This window comes from Streptomyces sp. NBRC 110611 (assembly GCF_001590865.1).
Lineage (GTDB): Bacteria > Actinomycetota > Actinomycetes > Streptomycetales > Streptomycetaceae > Streptomyces.
This window is the reverse complement of the sequence record NZ_BBUY01000013.1, coordinates 77,256-92,604: the sequence shown is the minus strand read 5'-3', so window position 1 is coordinate 92,604 and position 15,349 is coordinate 77,256. Positions and strand designations below refer to the sequence as shown.

10 protein-coding genes and 1 riboswitch are annotated in these 15,349 nt (G+C 71.8%); of the genes, 7 read left to right on the top strand and 3 right to left on the bottom strand.

The genetic code is table 11. The annotated features are described in order from the left end of the window. Window positions 1-60 precede the first annotated feature (60 nt). Complete coding sequence (locus tag AZE13_RS23870; RefSeq protein ID WP_066935713.1) at window positions 61-2,181, top strand: type IIA DNA topoisomerase subunit B; 2,121 nt, start codon at window positions 61-63, stop codon at window positions 2,179-2,181. A 207-nt stretch (window positions 2,182-2,388) separates the two neighbouring features. Here AZE13_RS23870 and AZE13_RS23865 read toward each other — a convergent pair whose 3' ends face one another. Next, window positions 2,389-3,399, bottom strand: coding sequence for a sucrase ferredoxin (locus AZE13_RS23865; RefSeq protein ID WP_066935710.1), 1,011 nt, complete (start codon window positions 3,397-3,399; stop codon window positions 2,389-2,391). Between the two features lie 148 nt (window positions 3,400-3,547). Beyond that, complete coding sequence (locus tag AZE13_RS23860; RefSeq protein ID WP_066935706.1) at window positions 3,548-4,801, bottom strand: citrate synthase; 1,254 nt, start codon at window positions 4,799-4,801, stop codon at window positions 3,548-3,550. Between the two features lie 142 nt (window positions 4,802-4,943). On the opposite strand from AZE13_RS23860, the gene AZE13_RS23855 reads away from it, so the two are divergent. Together AZE13_RS23855 and AZE13_RS23850 are read left to right on the top strand one after the other, a co-directional pair. Then, window positions 4,944-6,113: a citrate synthase/methylcitrate synthase gene (locus AZE13_RS23855; RefSeq protein WP_066935703.1), complete on the top strand. Its 1,170-nt coding sequence runs from the start codon at window positions 4,944-4,946 to the stop codon at window positions 6,111-6,113. 124 nt (window positions 6,114-6,237) lie between these two features. Continuing rightward, window positions 6,238-7,431 carry a CobW family GTP-binding protein gene (locus AZE13_RS23850; RefSeq protein WP_066935699.1) on the top strand — a complete coding sequence of 398 codons (1,194 nt, stop codon included), beginning with the start codon at window positions 6,238-6,240 and terminating at the stop codon, window positions 7,429-7,431. Between the two features lie 85 nt (window positions 7,432-7,516). Here the strand turns inward: AZE13_RS23850 and AZE13_RS23845 are convergent, their stop codons facing one another. Beyond that, a complete protein-coding gene (locus tag AZE13_RS23845) occupies window positions 7,517-9,967 on the bottom strand; it encodes a DNA topoisomerase (ATP-hydrolyzing) subunit A (RefSeq protein ID WP_066935695.1) in 2,451 nt (816 codons plus the stop codon). A 316-nt stretch (window positions 9,968-10,283) separates the two neighbouring features. Here AZE13_RS23845 and AZE13_RS23840 point away from each other — a divergent pair, with 316 nt between their 5' ends. From AZE13_RS23840 to AZE13_RS23825, 4 genes are all read left to right on the top strand, one after another. Continuing rightward, window positions 10,284-11,651, top strand: coding sequence for a M16 family metallopeptidase (locus tag AZE13_RS23840; RefSeq protein WP_066935693.1), 1,368 nt, complete (start codon window positions 10,284-10,286; stop codon window positions 11,649-11,651). A gap of 38 nt (window positions 11,652-11,689) precedes the next feature. Then, window positions 11,690-13,072, top strand: a complete 1,383-nt coding sequence (locus AZE13_RS23835; RefSeq protein WP_066935917.1) for a M16 family metallopeptidase — start codon at window positions 11,690-11,692, stop codon at window positions 13,070-13,072. Between the two features lie 210 nt (window positions 13,073-13,282). Then, window positions 13,283-13,439: riboswitch (cyclic di-AMP (ydaO/yuaA leader) on the top strand. Between the two features lie 12 nt (window positions 13,440-13,451). Next, window positions 13,452-14,252 carry a M23 family metallopeptidase gene (locus AZE13_RS23830; RefSeq protein ID WP_066935691.1) on the top strand — a complete coding sequence of 267 codons (801 nt, stop codon included), beginning with the start codon at window positions 13,452-13,454 and terminating at the stop codon, window positions 14,250-14,252. 186 nt (window positions 14,253-14,438) lie between these two features. After that, entirely contained in the window at window positions 14,439-15,128 is a 690-nt protein-coding gene (locus AZE13_RS23825; protein ID WP_066935689.1) for a GntR family transcriptional regulator, read from the top strand. Window positions 15,129-15,349: the final 221 nt, after the last annotated feature.

Below are 15,349 nucleotides of genomic sequence, written 5' to 3'. Positions count from 1 at the left end.
ACCGCCACAACCGAGTCCGCGGAATGCGGACTGCCAGAAATTCAGCGAGGAGCGAACCGCGTGACCGCCGAGATGTCCGTGCCGTCCACCGCCGTGCTGACCGGGGCAGACCGGGACGGTTCCAACTACACCGCGCGGCATCTGCTCGTCCTCGAGGGCCTGGAGGCCGTTCGCAAGCGTCCCGGTATGTACATCGGCTCGACGGACAGCCGTGGCCTGATGCACTGCCTGTGGGAGATCATCGACAACTCCGTCGACGAGGCGCTGGGCGGCTACTGCGACCACATCGAGGTGATCCTCCACGACGACGGCTCGGTGGAGGTGCAGGACAACGGCCGCGGCATCCCGGTGGACGTCGAGCCCAAGACCGGCCTCAGCGGCGTCGAGGTCGTGATGACCAAGCTGCACGCGGGCGGAAAGTTCGGCGGCGGCTCGTACGCCGCCTCCGGCGGCCTGCACGGCGTCGGCGCCTCCGTCGTCAACGCGCTCTCCGCGCGGCTCGACGTCGAGGTGGACCGCAGCAGCAAGACGCACTCGATCAGTTTCCGCCGCGGTGTGCCGGGCGCCTTCACGAAGGCGGGCCCCGACGCCCCGTTCAAGCCGGGCGGCGGCCTGACCAAGGGCAAGCGGATCCCCAAGACGAAGACCGGCACCCGGGTGCGGTTCTGGGCCGACCGGCAGATCTTCCTCAAGGACGCCAGGCTCTCCCTGGACACGCTGTACGCCCGCGCCCGCCAGACGGCCTTCCTCGTGCCGGGCCTGACCCTGGTGGTCCGTGACGAGCGGGGGATCGACGGCGCCGGCAAGACGGAAGAGGTCTTCCACTACGACGGCGGGATCAGCGAGTTCTGCGAGTACCTGGCGCAGGACAAGGGCGTGTGCGATGTGCTGCGGCTGACCGGCCAGGGCGCGTTCAAGGAGACCGTGCCGGTTCTCGACGACCGCGGCCACATGACCCCGACCGAGGTCACCCGGGAGCTGGGCGTGGACGTCGCGCTGCGCTGGGGCACCGGCTACGACGCCACGGTCAAGTCGTTCGTCAACATCATCGCCACCCCCAAGGGCGGCACCCATGTCTCCGGTTTCGAGCGCGCGGTCACCAAGACCGTCAACGAGGTGCTGCGGTCGAGCAAGCTGCTGCGGGTCGCCGAGGACGACATCGTCAAGGACGACGCCATGGAGGGCCTCACCGCCGTGGTGACCGTGCGGCTCGCCGAGCCACAGTTCGAGGGGCAGACCAAGGAGGTGCTCGGCACCTCCGCCGCCTCCCGGATCGTCGCCCAGGTGGTCAGCCGGGAGCTGAAGGCCTTCCTGACCTCCACGAAGCGGGACGCCAAGCAGCAGGCGCGGGCCGTCCTGGAGAAGGTCGTCGCCGCGGCCCGTACCCGTATCGCGGCCCGTCAGCACAAGGAGGCGCAGCGGCGGAAGACGGCACTGGAGTCGTCCTCGCTGCCGGCCAAGCTGGCGGACTGCCGCAGCGACGACGTCGACCGCAGCGAGCTCTTCATCGTCGAGGGCGACTCGGCGCTGGGCACCGCCAAACTGGCGCGGAATTCGGAGTTCCAGGCGCTGCTGCCGATCCGCGGCAAGATCCTGAACGTCCAGAAGGCGTCGGTCTCGGACATGCTCAAGAACGCCGAGTGCGGGGCCATCATCCAGGTCATAGGGGCCGGTTCGGGCCGTACCTTCGACATCGACGCGGCCCGCTACGGCAAGGTCATCTTCCTGGCCGACGCGGATGTCGACGGCGCCCATATCCGCATCCTGCTGCTGACCCTCTTCCAGCGCTACATGCGGCCGATGGTCGAACAGGGCCGGGTCTTCTCGGCGGTCCCGCCGCTGCACCGCGTCGAACTCATCAACCCCAAGCGGGGCCAGGAGAAGTACCTCTACACCTACTCGGACAACGAACTGCGCCAGACGCTGCTCGAGCTCGAGGCCAAGAACATCCGCTACAAGGACAGCATCCAGCGCTACAAGGGCCTGGGCGAGATGGACGCCGACCAGCTCGCCGAGACGACGATGGACCCGCGGCACCGCACGCTGCGCCGCATCAACATCAGCGATCTCGAAGCGGCGGAGAAGGCCTTCGATCTCCTCATGGGCAACGAGGTCGCCCCCCGCAGGGAGTTCATCACCAACTCCGCGTCCACCCTGGACCGCTCGCGCATCGACACCTGAGATCGCGCGTTGCGCGGCTCGTGGGCCCGCGGGCGTCTCTCCCCCTGGGGCAGAGGCGCGCGCGGGCCCGTGAAGGGCCTGACGGCGGCTCTGAGGGGCTGTCGGCGCCGGGCCGGAAGATCTTCCCATCGAGGACGTCCCGCGCCGCCTGAACGCCGCTGAGGGCGCTCGGCCGGGGGACGCAGGCGTGGCCGGGCGCTTCCGGGATCAGCTGGGGGCGGCGGTGGACCGCATCCGGGGCAGGTCCCCGGTGGCCGTGGTGGAAGTGGCCGTGACGGAGGTGACCGCGATACGGGCCGGCGGCCCGAGCGGTGCACCGCAGCTCGCGGGTGCCGGAGCGCCGTCGGCCCGCTGCTCGACGGTCACCCGCCAGGTACGGCCGTCGGCGTGCGCGACGGTCACGGCCCAGGCGGGCGAGGGGTGTTCGGGATGCGCCGGGGCCGCGGCGGTCACCGCGTCCGTTGCGGTCACCGGGTCCGTCCGTACGGCCCGTACGACGTCGAGGGCGTCCGCGCGGTCCTCCCGGATGAGCTCGCGGACGGCGAGGTCGGCGGCCTGGGCCGGACGGTCCCATGCCGAGCGGCCACGGCACTGGTCGAGAGCGATCCGTCCGTGGTGCGCCGCCTCCAGAGCCTCCTTGACCAGGGGCGCCGAGGCGCGGCCGTAGGCGTAGCCGTAGGGGAGGACGAGGAGCGTGGGGGAGAAGCGGTGGCCCCCGATGTGGGTGATCTCCCAGGCCTCCGCCCCGGCGGTGGCGAGCTCGGCGGCCAACGGGCGGCCCTGGAGGGCACAGCAGCGGTCCCGCTTGCCATTGGTGCACACAAAGGCCATCGGCGCACCGGAGTACGGCTCCCAGAGGCCGTGGTGCTCGCCCGCGCCCAGGGCGGCGAAGTCCAGGCCGAGGGCTGTCCGCGGATCGGCGACGGTGGTGCGGATCCAGGAGCGCCCCGGGGCGGTGTGGGCGACGAGGAGCCGGCTCCCGGAGACGTCGTGGCAGTCGGCATGACGGCCGGGCCGGCGGATGAGCGCGACGCGTACGCCCGTGCCCTCGGCCGCGGCCTCCAGCGCCCGGCCGGCACCGGGGTCGAGGTGGCTCTGGGTCAGCGCCTGGGCTCCCCAGGGCCCGGTCTGTTCGATGAGCAGCCAGGTGCGGGCGGTGGCCGCGGTTCCGGCGAGCGGTTCGGCCGCCTGGAGGGAAGCGGTGGCGCAGGTACTCACGAAGGCAAGCCTAACCTTGTCGTTCCGGTGCTGAGCAGCCGCCCCGGGGCGGGCCTGCGGGAGGACCGCCGGCCGCCTCCTCGCCGTCTTCTGCGCCCCGCCCCCTCCCGCCCTCTCCTCCCCCCTGGCCCCGCTTCCCTCACTTCCCTCACGGCAGCGGTTGTGGCGGCCTGGGGCCGGTGTACTGGCCGGTGGGGCGCACACGGACGGGGGGTTCGGCGTACTCCTCCAGCGCGTGCGCGATCCAGCCGACGGTACGGGCGAGCGCGAAGACCGTCTCGCCCGCCTCGGCCGGCATCCCCGTGGCGACCGTCAGCACCGCCAGCGCCAGATCGACATTCGCGGGCAGTTCGGTGTGCCGGGCGGCCGTGGTGATCACCTCGCGGGCGGCCGTGAGGGCGGGACGGGCCCGCGGTACGTCCTCCAGGAGCGCGAAGAGAGCGCGGGCGCGCGGGTCCTCCCCCGGATAGACACGATGCCCCAGACCGGGCACCGTGCGGCCGGCCCGCAGATGGTCGGCCACCACGGCCGCCGCGCTGCCGCGGTCCAGCACGTCCAGCAGCATCCGGTGGGCGAGCCCGCTCGCCGCGCCGTGCAGTGTCCCGTCCAGCGCGCCGAAGCCGGCCGAGACGATCGCGTACGGATGGGCCCGTGCGGAGGCGGCGACCCGGACGGCGAGGGTCGAGACGGCGAGGTCGTGGTCGATGAGCAGCACCAGCGCGGCGTCGAGCACACGGAGCGTCGCCTCGTCGGGGGGCTGTGCCGTCAGCCTCGGCCAGAGGCGCCAGGCGAGGCGGCCCGCGCCGCGGTGCGGGGTGCCGACCGCGGGCAGCGCGTCGACGAGCGTGGGGATCAGGCAGCGGGCGGTGCCCAGTACGGCTTCCTCGGAGAGGTCGAAGCGGAGCGGGTCGGCGGCCGCCGCGGCGATCAGCGCGGCCCGCAGCTGGTCCATCTGCCCGCTGTGGTCCGGCAGCGCCCGCACGGCGCGGCGGGCCGCGGACAGCGCGTCCGGGGGCGCGGTGAAGTGGATGCCGCGGCGCAGTTCGCCGGTCCACAGCCACTCGGCGACTTCCTCGAAGCGGTAGTGGGCGGCGAGCTCCGTGGCGTCGACGCCACGGAAGTAGCAGTGGCCGCGGTCGATCAGGGTGATGCCCGTACGGAACGCCAACTCGCCACCGGGGCCGGACGGTTCACGCCGGCCGCCGCGCCGGGCCAGCGCCTCGATCTCCCCCGGGTCGAAGGTGCTGCCGCGGCCGCCCGGTTCGCGGCGGCTGGTCAGCTGGCCCCGGCTGACGTACGCGTACACCGTCTCGGGCTTCACGCCGAGCCGGTCGGCCGCCTCCCGGGTGCTCAGCCGGCGCTCGCCCGGGCCGTCGTCCTGCGTCGTGCGTTGATCCGCCATGCACTCACCGTATCCAGAACCCTTCATGTTGATTCAATCAATATTGACGATGATTGAGTCAAGCATGGATAGTCGAATCAATTCGGGGGGCGCGTCCAGGCCCACCCCGAGTCGGGGCACTGACGAACCAAGGAGATCCGCCATGCCGGTTGCCGAGGCGAACGCACCGATCGACGCTCCCCGCGGTCTCGCGGGTGTCGTCGTCACCGAGACCCGGCTCGGTGACGTCCGGGGCGGTGAGGGCTTCTACCACTACCGCCAGTACTCCGCCGTCGAGCTGGCCATGCACCGCGGTTTCGAGGACGTCTGGTACCTGATGTTCCACGGCGCGCTCCCGGACGCGGACCAGCTGGCGGCCTTCACGGCCGAGACCGCCGCACTGCGCCGGCTGCCCGACGCGGTCCGCGCGGCGCTGCCCGCGCTCGCCCGGGCAGGTGCCCTCGCCGGCCCGCTCGCCGGGCTGCGTACCGCGCTCTCCCTGCTCGGCGCGACGGCCGGCTTCCGGCCGCTGTACGACATCGACGCCGGCCGGCGGCGGGCCGATGCCCTGGCCGCCTGCGCCGCGGTACCCACCCTGCTCACCGCGCTGCACCGGCTCGGCCAGGGGCTGCCGCCCATCGAGCCGCGCGCGGACCTCGGCCACGCGGCCAACTACCTCTACATGCTCACCGGCCAGGAGCCCGAGCCGGACCGGGTACGGGCGATCGAGGCCTATCTCATCTCCACCATCGACCACGGCTTCAACGCCTCGACCTTCACCGCCCGCGTCATTTCCTCCACCGGCGCCGACCTCGCGGCCGGGCTCGTCGGCGCCATCGGCGCATTGTCCGGGCCGCTGCACGGCGGTGCGCCCAGCCGCGCCCTGGACATGCTCGACGCCATCGGCACACCGGACCGTATCGACGCATGGGTGCGTGAGCAGGTGCTCCGCGGCGACCGGATCATGGGTTTCGGGCACGCCGTCTACCGCACCGAGGACCCGCGCTCCCGGATGCTGCGCGGTATCGCCGAGGGGTTCGGCGGCCCGCTGGTGGAGTTCGCCGTCCAGGTGGAGGCGCGGGTCGAGGAGCTGCTGGCGGAGCTCAAACCCGGCCGTGAACTGCACGCGAACGTGGAGCTCTACGCGGGCGTCGTCATGGAGCTGTGCGGGCTGCCGCGGGAGATGTTCACCCCCACGTTCTGCGCGGCCCGGGTGGTCGGCTGGAGCGCCAACATCCTGGAACAGGCCGAGGATTCGAAGATCATCCGGCCGGCGGCCCGTTACGTGGGCCCGCCCCCTCCGCAGCCGCTGCCCGCCGTCGCGGACCGCTAGGGCCTGCCGGTCCCGGGGCGCCCGGCCGGGCCGGGCCTGTTCCGGCGGGTCGGTTACGATCGACAGCTCGTCCGCCGCCGCGGCGATCAGCGCGGCCCGCCACCCGCACCATGGAGGCGCCCCCTTGGCCACGCAGCAGATCCCGGTCGTCGTGCTCGCGGGGTTCCTCGGATCGGGCAAGACGACCCTGCTCAACCACCTCCTCGGCGCCGGTGACGGCACCCGTATCGGGGCGGTCGTCAATGACTTCGGCAGCATCGAGATCGACGCGATGACCGTCGCCGGGCAGGTCGACTCGATGGTCTCGCTCGGCAACGGCTGTCTGTGCTGTGCGGTCGACACCAGCGAACTGGACACCTACCTGGAGCGGCTGGCCCGCCCCGCGGCCCGGATCGACGTGATCGTCATCGAGGCCAGCGGGCTGGCCGAGCCGCAGGAACTCATCCGCATGATCCTCGCCAGCGACAACGACCGGATCGTCTACGGCGGGCTGATCGAGGTCGTGGACGCCGCCGAGTTCGACGCCACCCGGGCCCGGCACCCCGAACTGGACCGGCATGTGGGCGTCGCGGACATCGTGGTGCTCAACAAGGCCGACCGCATCGGTGCCGCGCCGCTCCGGGCGCTGCGGGCCACCCTCGCGGAGCTGGCGCCCGGCCGGCCGGTGATCTGCACCGCCTACGGGCGGGTCGATCCGGAGCTGTTCTTCGACCGCGGCGCGGGGGAGGACCTCGACGCGGCCGTACGCCAGCTGTCGTTCGAGGACCTGCTGCGCGAGGCCGCCGCGCACGGCGAGCCGGCCGGCCGGGCCGATGGCCGCCATGACCACGGCCACCATGATGACGACGGCGGCCGGCACGACGACGGTCGATACGGCGACAGCCGGCGTGACCACCACGACGAGGCGCACTGCGACCACCACGACGGGCGGTGCGGCCATGCCGACCACCTCCACGCCGCCTATCAGAGCGTGGAGTTCACCTCGGCCGAGCCGATGCACCCGCGCCGCCTGATGGACTTCCTCGACAGCCGCCCCCACGGCCTCTACCGCATCAAGGGCTTCGTCCACTTCGACGTCCCGGAGAACCGCCAGAAGTTCACGCTGCATGCCGTCGGCGACTTCCTGCGCTTCTACCCCGGGCCCTGGCCCAAGGGGGAGGAGCGCGGCACCCAGCTCGTCCTGATCGGCAGCGGTATCGACGCACCGGCGCTGCGCAAGGAACTGGAGAACTGCCGGGAGACCGGACCGTCGGCCGCCGACGAGAACAGCATGTGGGGCGTACTGCGGTATGTGGACGGAGCCGACGAGGAGCACTGACGGAAGACGAGGAGCACTGACGGAAAAGGCGGCGCCGCCGGCCCATCGGCCCGGCGGCGCCGCCCGTCACCTCCGCGACGGCTGTCTACACCGCCGGCCCCGCCAGTGCCGTGACCTTCTTCGCCAGCGGCACTCCCGAGCCGTCCCGGCGCGGATCGGTCTCCGGCAGCGGGACGGGAGCGCCCTTGGCGTCCGCGGCCCGCACCGGCGCCGGCCCGGCCCAGGCCAGGGTCAGGCAGTCCTCGCCCTTCAGGAACCGCTGGCAGCGCACCCCGCCGGTGCCCCGGCCCTTGCGCGGGTACTGGTCGAACGGGGTGAGCTTGGCCGTCGCCACCGAGTCGTCGAGCGTGCCATGTGAGCCGGCGACGGTGAACACCATGGCATCGGCGGCCGGTTCGACCGCCGAGAAGGAGATCACCTTCGCCCCCGAGCCCAGCTTGACGCCTGCCATACCGCCGGCCGGCCGGCCCTGCGGCCGCACCTGGGACGCCGGGAAGCGCAGCAGCTGCGCCTCGGAGGTGATGAAGACCAGGTCCTCCTCACCGGTGCTCAGCTCGGCCGCGCCCACGATGCGGTCGCCCTCCTTGAGAGTGATGACCTCCAACTCCTCCTTGTGGGCGGGGTAGTCGGGCACCACCCGCTTGACCACGCCCTGTTCCGTACCGAGCGCCAGGCCCGGGGAGGACTCGTCCAGCGAGGTCAGGCAGATCAGCTGCTCACCGTCCTGCAGGGTGAGGAACTCCGCGAGCGGTGCGCCACCGGAGAGGTTCGGAGCCGCCGCGGTCGCCGGGAGCTGCGGCAGATCGATCACCGCGACCCGCAGCAGCCGGCCCAGGGACGTCACCGCGCCCACCTCGCCGCGGGTCGTGGCCGGCACCGCGGAGACGATCACATCGTGCTTGACGCGCTTGCCGTCGGCCGGGGCCGGCGACTCGCCGGTGACCGTCCGCGCGAGCAGGCCGGTGGAGGACAGCAGCACCTGGCACGGGTCGTCGGCGACCTCCAGCGGCACCGCGCCGACCGTGGCCTCCGGCGCCTCCAGCAGGACCGTCCGCCGGTCCGTGCCGTACTTCTTGGCGACCGCGGCCAGCTCGCCGGAGACCAGCTTGCGCAGCTCGGCGTCCGACTCCAGGATGCGGGTCAGCTGCTCGATCTCCTCCTGCAGCCGGTCGCGCTCCGACTCCAGCTCGATCCGGTCGAACTTGGTCAGCCGGCGCAGCGGGGTGTCGAGGATGTACTGGGTCTGCACGTCGCTCAGGGAGAAGCGGGCGATCAGCCGCTCTTTGGCCTGTGCGCTGTTCTCGCTGGAGCGGATCAGGCGGATCACCTCGTCGATGTCCACCAGGGCCGTCAGCAGGCCCTCCACCAGATGCAGCCGGTCGCGCCGCTTGCCGCGCCGGAACTCGCTGCGCCGGCGCACCACCTCGAAGCGGTGGTCGACATAGACCTCCAGCAGCTCCTTGAGGCCCAGCGTCAGCGGCTGGCCGTCCACCAGGGCGACGTTGTTGATGCCGAAGGACTCCTCCATCGGCGTGAGCTTGTAGAGCTGCTCCAGGACGGCCTCGGGGTTGAAGCCGTTCTTGACCTCGATCACCAGCCGCAGGCCGTGCTCACGTCCGGTGAGGTCCTTGACGTCCGCGATGCCCTGCAGCTTCTTCGAGCCGACCAGGTCCTTGATCTTGGAGATGACCTTCTCGGGGCCGACCGCGAAGGGGAGTTCGGTGACGACCAGGCCCTTGCGGCGGGCGGTGACGTTCTCGACCGCGACGGTGGCACGGATCTTGAACGTGCCGCGGCCCTTCTCGTACGCGTCCCGGACGCCGGCCAGCCCCACGATCCGGCCGCCGGTCGGCAGGTCGGGGCCCGGCACGAAGCGCATCAGGGTGTCGAGGTCCGCGTTGGGGTGCTTGATCAGATGGCGCGCGGCCGCGATGACCTCGCCCAGATTGTGCGGCGGCATGTTCGTCGCCATACCGACGGCGATTCCGGACGAGCCGTTGACGAGGAGGTTCGGATACGCGGCCGGGAGGGCCACCGGCTCCTGCTCCTGGCCGTCGTAGTTCGGGGTGAAGTCGACGGTGTCCTCGTCGATGGACTCCGTCATCAGGGACGTCGCCGACGCCATCCGGCACTCCGTGTACCGCATGGCCGCGGGCGGGTCGTCGTTGCCCAGCGAGCCGAAGTTGCCGTGGCCGTCCACCAGCGGCAGCCGCATGGAGAACGGCTGCGCCATGCGCACCAGCGCGTCGTAGATGGACGCGTCGCCGTGCGGATGGAGCTTACCCATGACCTCGCCGACCACCCGGGCGCACTTCACATAGCCGCGGTCGGGGCGCAGGCTCATCTCGTTCATCTGGTACAGGATGCGGCGGTGCACGGGCTTGAGGCCGTCGCGGGCGTCCGGCAGGGCGCGCGAGTAGATGACCGAGTACGCGTACTCGAGGAAGGAACCCTGCATCTCGTCGACGACGTCGATGTCGAGGATCCTCTCCTCGAAGTCGTCCGGCGGCGGGGTCTTCGTGCTGCGGCGGGCCATCGCGGCTGCGGCTCCTTCTGCTGCGTCGTGCGTCTACTGCCGAGTCGGAAAGACCGATGTCGGGCGACGTCGGTCAATCTGCCGGGTCAATCGGCTGGGCGATCGACCGGAGGCATCCCCAGGTGTCCCTGAAGGTATCTCCGAGTCTGACGCGGACCATTGTGGACCGCCGCACTGACAACGCCCACCGCGACTCCCCCCTCGCCGGGCACGGCGCACGATCGGGCCGGGCGCCCGGGAACTTCGCCAGATGCCGACGCGGTTGCATACAGTGACAGAACTTCCTCGCAAGCGGATCGAAGGGACGTACATGCCCATGGGTCACACGGCCACAGAACAAGCCGGCTCCGGCGGCCTGACAGCGACCGAGCACCGGCTGGCCAACGGCCTGCGCGTGGTGCTCTCCGAAGACCACCTGACCCCGGTCGCAGCGGTCTGCCTGTGGTACGACGTCGGCTCCCGCCACGAGGTCAAGGGCCGTACCGGCCTGGCGCACCTCTTCGAGCACCTGATGTTCCAGGGCTCCGCGCAGGTGACGGGCAACGGCCACTTCGAGCTGGTGCAGGGCGCCGGCGGTTCGCTCAACGGCACCACGAGCTTCGAGCGCACCAACTATTTCGAGACCATGCCCGCCCATGAGCTGGAGCTCGCGCTCTGGCTGGAGGCGGACCGGATGGGCTCGCTGCTGACCGCGCTGGACGAGGAGTCGCTGGAAAACCAGCGCGACGTCGTCAAGAACGAGCGCCGCCAGCGCTACGACAACGTCCCCTACGGCACGGCCTTCGAGCGGCTGACCGCGATGGCCTACCCCGAGGGCCACCCGTACCACCACACGCCCATCGGGTCGATGGCCGATCTGGACGCGGCCTCGCTGGAGGACGCGCGGGCCTTCTTCCGTACGTACTACGCGCCCAACAACGCCGTCCTGGCGGTCGTCGGCGACATCGACCCCGAGCAGACGCTCGCCTGGATCGAGAAGTACTTCGGCTCGATCCCCGGCCACGACGGCAAGCAGCCGCCCCGGGACGGTTCGCTGCCCGAGACCATCGGCGAAGAGCTGCGCGAGGTCGTCACGGAGGACGTGCCCTCCCGCGCCCTGATGGCGGCCTACCGCCTGCCGCACGACGGCACCCGTGAGGCGGACGCCGCGGATCTGGCGCTGACCGTCCTGGGCGGCGGCGAGTCCTCCCGCCTGTACAACCGCCTGGTGCGCCGCGACCGCACCGCCGTGGCGGCCGGCTTCGGTCTGCTGCGGCTGGCCGGCGCGCCCTCGCTGGGCTGGCTGGACGTGAAGACGTCCGGCGGGGTGGAGGTCGCCGACATCGAGCGCGCCGTCGACGAGGAGCTGGCCCGCTTCGCCGCCGACGGGCCGACCCCGGAGGAGATGGAGCGCGCCCAGGCGCAGCTGGAGCGCGAATGGCTGGACCGGCTGGCCACGGTCAGCGGCCGGGCCGACGAACTGTGCCGCTTCGCCGTCCTGTTCGGCGACCCGCAGCTCGCGCTGACCGCCGTGCGGCGCGTTCTGGAGATCACACCGCAGGAGGTGCAGGCGGTCGCCCAGGCCCGGCTGCGCCCCGACAACCGCGCGGTGCTGGTCTACGAGCCCGCAGAAGGCACGGCGTCCGCCGAATCCGCCGGCGCCGCTGACGCCGCCGACACCGAGGAAGGGGAGGCGGACCAGTGAGCGACGCCACCACCCGCGCAGATTCTCCCGAGAGCACCATGGACTTCCACCCCCGGCCCCGTGGCGGTGCGCCCAAGCCGTGGGCCTTCCCGGCCCCCGACCGCGGCGAACTGCCCAACGGCCTCACCCTCCTGACCAGCCACCGGCCCGGCCAGCAGGTCGTCGCCGTCGAGATCAACCTGGTCGCCCCGCTGGACGCCGAGCCCGAGGGCCTGGACGGTGTCGCCACGATCATGGCGCGTGCCCTGTCCGAGGGCACCGACAAGCACTCCGCCGAGGAGTTCGCCGCCGAGCTGGAGCGCTGCGGCGCCACGCTCGACGCGCACGCCGACCACCCCGGCCTGCGGGTCTCCCTGGAGGTCCCGGCCTCCCGGCTGCCGCGCGCGCTCGGGCTACTCGCCGACGCGCTGCGGGCCCCGGCGTTCCCGGAGAGCGAGATCGAGCGGCTGGTACGCAACCGCCTCGACGAGATCCCGCACGAGCTCGCCAACCCGGCCCGGCGGGCCGCGATGGCACTGTCCAAGGAGCTGTTCCCGGCCACCGCCCGGATGTCCCGGCCCCGCCAGGGCACCGAGGAGACCGTCGCCCGGATCGACGCCGCCGCCGTCCGCGCGTTCTACGACGCCCATGTGCGGCCCGCCACGGCCACCGCGGTCGTCGTCGGCGACTTCACCGGCGTCGACCTGGACGCGGCGCTCGCCGAGAGCCTGGGCGCCTGGAGCGGCCCGGCGGCCGAGCCGATGAAGGCCGCGCCGGTCGTCGCCGACGACACCGGCCGGGTCGTGATCGTGGACCGCCCCGGGGCCGTCCAGACCCAGCTGCTCATCGGCCGTGTCGGCGCCGACCGGCACGACCGGGTGTGGCCCGCGCAGGTCCTCGGCACGTACTGCCTGGGCGGCACCCTCACCTCCCGTCTGGACCGCGTGCTGCGGGAGGAGAAGGGCTACACCTACGGCGTGCGCTCCTTCAGCCAGGTGCTGCGCTCCACCGCCCCCACGTCCTCCGAGGGGGCCACCGGCGCCGCACTGCTCGCCATCAGCGGCTCGGTGGACACCGAATCCACCGTCCCCGCGCTGGAGGACCTGTTCCAGGTGCTGCGGACCCTCGCCGCGGAGGGGCTGACGGACGACGAGCGCGATGTCGCCGTGCGGAACCTCGTCGGCGTCGCCCCGCTGAAGTACGAGACCGCGGCGGCCGTCGCGGGCACCCTCGCCGACCAGGTCGAACAGCAGCTCCCGGACGACTTCCAGGCGCAGTTGTACGTCCGGCTCGCGGAGGCCGGCACGGTCGAGGCGACCGCGGCGGTGGTGAACGCCTTCCCGGTGGACCGCCTGGTGACGGTCCTGGTGGGGGACGCGGCGCAGATCGCCGAACCGGTGAAGGCGCTGGGCCTCGGTGAGGTGACGGTCGTCGGCGGCTGACTCCCCGTCGGCTGATGGCCGGTCAGTCACCCACACGGCTCCCGTGGTGCCACGCGCCACGGGAGCCGTCGTATGTCCGGTTTGGTAGGGCTGGTTGTACTGGTTCTTGTGGCATCCCGCACAAAAGACGGGTTCCGCTTGGCGGCGGAAAGTTGCCGCGATTACCGTCTGTCCGGCTGTTCGTCACACCTTCGCCACACCAGTGGCAGCGGACAGCCATCGCCGAGTCCCCGTACGGCGCGAGCCAGGGGAGCCGGGGACCCACACGTCCCTTGGGGTGAATCGGATTCCTCCCCGGAGGAGTCCGTAGGAGACCTTCCTGCTCCGAACCCGTCAGCTAACCCGGTAGGCGAGAGGGAAGGAAAGGACAAGCCAGCACATGGCGTTCACCCGTGCCACCGGGAAGCACCGCGGTCCGAGCCGTACCGCTCGTAAGACCCGTAACCTCGCCGGTATAGCCACCCTCGCGGCCTCCGGCGTCGTTGCCTCCGTGGCCTCGCCGGCGCTGGCCGCCACGGACGAGGCGCACGGCCAGGACACCGGTCTCCAGCAGGCCGTCGTGCTGGGGGACGAGCTCGCCAGCCGCGTCGAGGCGCAGGCCGACGCCCAGCAGGCCGCCGCCGAACTGGCAGCCCTCGAGGCGAAGGCCGAGGCCGTGGCCAAGCAGCAGGCCGAGGAGGCCAAGCGGCACGCCGAGGAGGCCCGGAAGAAGGCCGAGGAGGAGCGCGAGGCCAAGGAACGCGCCGCCCGCGAGGCCGAGCGCAAGCGCCTCAACACCTTCGTCGCCCCGATAGCCGGCTCGTACGTCTCGACCGGCTACAAGGCCTCCAGCGGCCTGTGGTCCTCCGGCAGCCACACCGGCGTCGACTTCCACGCCGCCTCCGGGACCTCGGTCCAGGCCGTCGGCACGGGCACCGTCGTCGAGGCCGGCTGGGGCGGTGCGTACGGCAACAACGTCGTGATCAAGATGAACGACGGCACGTACACCCAGTACGGCCACCTCTCGTCGATCGGCGTCTCGGTCGGCCAGCAGGTGACCCCCGGCCAGCAGATCGGCCTCTCCGGCGCCACCGGCAACGTCACCGGCCCGCATCTGCACTTCGAGGCCCGCACCACCGCCGAATACGGCTCGGACCTCGACCCGGTCTCGTATCTGCGGTCGCACGGCGTGGACATCTGAGCCGACTCCGTCGCCGGCCTCGCCTTCGCCCTGGCCGGGCCCGGGCCCTGTCCCTGGCGCTGGCCCTGGCCAAAAAATATCCCTGAATAGCGAAAGCCCGTCGGAAAAGCCGCCCCCGTCGAATAGAGTCACGGAAAAGTCGCCGACCGGCGGCGTTTCCAGGGGATTACGGCGGAGGCACGGACGATGCGAGGCCATATTTCCGCGCATGCGGTGTGCACGGCGATTCGCGAGGACATCGTCTCCGGCGCGCTGGCGCCGGGGAGCCGGCTGATCGAGGAAATCCTGGCGGCGCGCTACGGCGTCTCCAGGGTGCCGGTCCGCGAAGCGCTGCGCACCCTGCAGTCGGAGGGCTTCGTCACCACCCGCCACCACGCGGGCGCCTGCGTCGCCGCGCCCACCGAGCAGGAGGCCGCGGACCTCCTCGCTATCCGCGCGCTGCTGGAGCCGCTGGGCGCCGCCCGCGCCGCCGTCCGCCGTACCCCGGCCCACCTCAAGGTGCTGCGCGGCCTGGTCCGGCTCGGCCGTGCGCGGGCCCGCCACGGCAGCCCCGCCGACCTGCGCCAACTGGACGGCTGGTTCCACGAGACGCTCGCCCAGGCGGCCGGCAGTCCCAGCCTGACGTCGCTGCTCACCCAGCTGCGGCGCAAGATCGAGTGGATGTACGCGGTGGATCTGCCGGCACGGTCCGGTGAGTCCTGGGACGAGCACGGCGCGGTCCTGGAAGCGGTGGCCCGGGGCGATGCGGAACGGGCCCGCGCCCTGATGGCCGCCCATATCGAGCGTTCCCTCCCCGTGTACCGGCTGCGGCGCCCCGCCACGGCCGAGGTGAGGGATCCGAAACAGCCCGTCAACACGGCGCGTGCCCGTTCTTAACAAGCACGCCGTATACAAAGAGGTGCCGGAATCCGGAATGGGGCGCGGCGTGCCATTTCTCCGGGGAATTGGTTCTTTCTCCGCGAATCGCTTCGCCGGGAGCACCGAACAATTCGCGTGCTGTGCACTGCCGAGGAATGCCGGCCGGCGAATGATGTCCTGATGAGGAATTCCCGGTCGGGGGATTTGCGCTGACGAGAAATGCAGAACGGCCCCGCCGC